Genomic DNA, 236 nt, shown 5'->3' on the forward strand with positions numbered 1-236 from the left:
GAAGTAGTCGCGCATCGTCTAAAAGAAGAGTACAGGGTTCAATGTACCTTTGAGCCAGTATCGATAGCTACGGTACGCTGGATTCATTGCGGTGATGAAGTAGCATTGGCGAAGTTCAAGAAAAAAGCCCATGACCAATTATCATTAGATGGGGGCGGTTATCTAACGTATCTTGCACCCTCACGTGTCAATTTACAGCTGATGCAAGACCGATATCCAGAAGTGACTTTTAGTAG

Annotated in this window: 1 pseudogene; it reads left to right on the top strand. The window is 44.5% G+C overall.

The features are described from left to right. Positions 1 to 236 (top strand): annotated as a pseudogene (gene prfC, locus SB772_RS45605) (peptide chain release factor 3); the annotation flags it as partial.

Source organism: Paraburkholderia sp. SIMBA_030, assembly GCF_046535245.1.
Lineage (GTDB): Bacteria > Pseudomonadota > Gammaproteobacteria > Burkholderiales > Burkholderiaceae > Paraburkholderia.